The organism is uncultured Faecalibaculum sp. (assembly GCF_910588395.1).
GTDB lineage: Bacteria > Bacillota_I > Bacilli_A > Erysipelotrichales > Erysipelotrichaceae > Faecalibaculum.
On the sequence record NZ_CAJUPA010000094.1, the window covers coordinates 1 to 1,031 of the forward strand.

A 1,031-nucleotide genomic window follows, 5' to 3' on the forward strand; every position below is an offset into this window, starting at 1 on the left:
GAATCCGGCGCTGGATCTGGGGGATGTGCTGACGTTTACGGGCGGGCAGGCGGACGGGGAGCAGATGACTTGTATCACGTCTTTCCAGTGCAGGATTGGCGGGAGGCAGAGCCTGAAATGTGTGGGTAAGAATCCCAGGCTGGCCCAGGCGAAGTCTAAAAATGACAAGAATATTTCCGGGCTTTTGAACCAGATTGAGGCCGGGAAGGTGGGGATTCATACGTTTACCAATGCTTCTGCTTATGTGGTGGCGGAGGACAGGGTGCGGGTGATCAGTATTGAGTTTGCGGCGAAGGAAGAGACCCATGTGCAGTTTTTCGGGCAGGTGGTTTTGGATGTGAGGGCGGCGCAGGTGGAGCGGAGGGCTTGTGCGTCCGGGAGTGTTGTGGTCCCGGTTCCTGTGGCGGGGGCTGGCGGAGGAACGGGCGGCGGAGTGGCTGTTGGTGCGGTTTCCGGTGACGGAGAAGAGGCCGGGAGTGCCGGGGATGATGGCGGAACCGGGGAAAGTACGGAGAATGTCACGGTGGAGGTGGAGCTTCCTGTCATTTGGACGGAGGACGGGCAGGCGGCTGTTTTTGTTACTTATGAGTTGAATGATTCAGAGATTCTGGCTCACCGGCCGGTGGAGACCTGGGGGAGCGGGAGGCATATTCTGTCTTTGTATTATCCGATTGATGGTCTTGTGCCGAATATTACCAATACGTTCAATGTGTATCTGCGGATGGAGGGCGGCACGGGGAAGATTGAGACGGGCGGGTGTATTGCTTCTATCAGCGGGCAGGGGATGGCCGCGGCGGCTGCCTGGGACGGTACGGTTACGGTAGAGGAACCTATGAGGCGGTTTGCTTTGGGCGGCGGCCTGGGGATGAAGGTGTTTGCCGGGGATATGGGGATTGAGACCATGGAGCTGGTGCAAAGGAGTTATGGGGACAGTATGGGGAAGGTATTGATCGGGGCTTTTGGGAAGCCTTTTGAGATTGGTTAGGAAGGAGTGGGCGTGTATGAAACTGAAAGGGACAATGGTTCTGGAA

1 pseudogene is annotated in these 1,031 nt (G+C 57.1%); it reads left to right on the forward strand.

Features of this window, described 5'->3' with window-relative positions:
- Positions 1–985: pseudogene (locus tag QZ305_RS11750) on the forward strand (hypothetical protein); the annotation flags it as partial.
- Between the last annotated feature and the right edge of the window lie 46 nt (positions 986–1,031).